The organism is Sagittula sp. S175, from assembly GCF_049800975.1.
In the GTDB taxonomy this organism is placed as follows: Bacteria; Pseudomonadota; Alphaproteobacteria; order Rhodobacterales; family Rhodobacteraceae; genus Sagittula.
In genome coordinates this window covers 1-2,500 of sequence record NZ_JBNAGB010000038.1, presented here as the reverse complement: position 1 = coordinate 2,500, position 2,500 = coordinate 1, and the positions used below count along the sequence as shown (strand labels likewise).

General features: G+C 53.7%; 2 rRNA genes (1 of these 2 cut by a window edge). Both read left to right on the top strand.

The annotated features are described in order from the left end of the window. Positions 1-2,298, top strand: a 23S ribosomal RNA gene (locus ACP16H_RS25035); it begins 525 nt to the left of the window's first position. An 83-nt stretch (positions 2,299-2,381) separates the two neighbouring features. Then, positions 2,382-2,496 (top strand): 5S ribosomal RNA (gene rrf / locus ACP16H_RS25030). Positions 2,497-2,500 lie beyond the last annotated feature (4 nt).

Genomic DNA, 2,500 nt, shown 5'->3' with positions numbered 1-2,500 from the left:
CAGTACCTGAAACCGAACGCCTACAATCAGTCGGAGCTTCCTTGCGAAGTGACGGCGTACCTTTTGTATAATGGGTCATCGACTTGGTCTATCTAGCAAGCTTAAGCCGTTAGGTGTAGGCGCAGCGAAAGCGAGTCTTAATAGGGCGTCGAGTTAGATGGATCAGACCCGAAACCGAGTGATCTAGGCATGACCAGGATGAAGATAAGGTAACACTTATTGGAGGTCCGAACCCACACCTGTTGAAAAAGGTCGGGATGAGTTGTGCCTAGGGGTGAAAGGCCAATCAAACTCGGAGATAGCTGGTTCTCCGCGAAATCTATTTAGGTAGAGCGTCATCCGAATACCCCGGGGGGTAGAGCACTGGATGGGTAATGGGGCCCCACAGGCTTACTGATCCTAACCAAACTCCGAATACCCGGGAGTACTAGATGGCAGACACACTGCGGATGCTAACGTCCGTAGTGAAGAGGGAAACAACCCTGACCTCCAGCTAAGGCCCCCAATTCATGGCTAAGTGGGAAAGCAGGTGGGACGACCAAAACAACCAGGAGGTTGGCTTAGAAGCAGCCATCCTTTAAAGATAGCGTAACAGCTCACTGGTCTAATCAAGTTGTCCTGCGGCGAAGATGTAACGGGGCTCAAGCCATGAGCCGAAGCTGAGGATGCACATAGTGCATGGTAGCGGAGCGTAGTGTGACATAGCACTCATCCGTATTTGCATCCCACGGGATGTAATGACGGATAGAGTGCTTTCTGTGAAGCCGGGGCGTGAGCCATCCGGTGGAGAGATCACTAGCGAGAATGATGACATGAGTAGCGACAAAGAGTGTGAGAGACACTCTCGCCGAAAGTCCAAGGGTTCCTGCTTAAAGCTAATCTGAGCAGGGTAAGCCGGCCCCTAAGGCGAGGCCGAAAGGCGTAGTCGATGGGAACCAGGTTAATATTCCTGGGCCAGAAGGATGTGACGGATCGTGGCGGCGTGCAGGTCTTATCGGATTGACCTGTATCCAAGACGGTTCCTGGAAATAGCCCTTCATGAGACCGTACCCTAAACCGACACAGGTGGACTGGTAGAGTATACCAAGGCGCTTGAGAGAACGATGTTGAAGGAACTCGGCAAAATACCTCCGTAAGTTCGCGAGAAGGAGGCCCGGTACATGAGTGCCGGGGGCACAAACCAGGGGGTGGCGACTGTTTATTAAAAACACAGGGCTCTGCGAAGTCGCAAGACGACGTATAGGGTCTGACGCCTGCCCGGTGCCTGAAGGTTAAAAGGAGGGGTGAGAGCTCTGAATTGAAGCCCAGGTAAACGGCGGCCGTAACTATAACGGTCCTAAGGTAGCGAAATTCCTTGTCGGGTAAGTTCCGACCTGCACGAATGGCGTAACGACTTCCCCGCTGTCTCCAACATCGACTCAGCGAAATTGAATTGCCTGTCAAGATGCAGGCTTCCCGCGGTTAGACGGAAAGACCCCGTGCACCTTCACTACAGCTTCGCACTGGCATCAGTCACAACATGTGCAGGATAGGTGGTAGGCTTCGAAGCAGGGACGCCAGTCCCTGTGGAGCCTCCCTTGAGATACCACCCTTGTTCTGATTGATGTCTAACCGCGGTCCGTTATCCGGATCCGGGACCCTGCGTGGTGGGTAGTTTGACTGGGGCGGTCGCCTCCTAAAGCGTAACGGAGGCGCGCGAAGGTTGGCTCAGAGCGGTCGGAAATCGCTCGTTGAGTGCAATGGCATAAGCCAGCCTGACTGCGAGACTGACAAGTCGAGCAGAGACGAAAGTCGGCCATAGTGATCCGGTGGTCCCAAGTGGGAGGGCCATCGCTCAACGGATAAAAGGTACGCCGGGGATAACAGGCTGATACTGCCCAAGAGTCCATATCGACGGCAGTGTTTGGCACCTCGATGTCGGCTCATCTCATCCTGGGGCTGGAGCAGGTCCCAAGGGTATGGCTGTTCGCCATTTAAAGAGGTACGTGAGCTGGGTTTAGAACGTCGTGAGACAGTTCGGTCCCTATCTGCCGTGGGTGTAGGATACTTGAGAGGAGTTGCCCCTAGTACGAGAGGACCGGGGTGAACGTTCCACTGGTGGACCAGTTGTCGTGCCAACGGCAGTGCTGGGTAGCTATGAACGGACAGGATAACCGCTGAAGGCATCTAAGCGGGAAGCCCCCCTCAAAACAAGGTATCCCTGAGGACCGTGGTAGACCACCACGTCGATAGGCCGGAGATGTAAGTGCAGCAATGCATTCAGTTGACCGGTACTAATGGTCCGATAGGCTTGATTTGATCCAGTAACAGCCAGGTTACAAATCAAAGCATACACACAAGTGTAAAACACTTGGACAACAGTTGATCGTGTCTTTCCTCGGTTTGGTGGTCATAGCGAAAGCAATACACCCAGTCCCATCCCGAACCTGGCCGTTAAGTGCTTCCACGCCAATGGTACTGCGTCTCAAGACGTGGGAGAGTAGGTAACCGCCAAACCTAG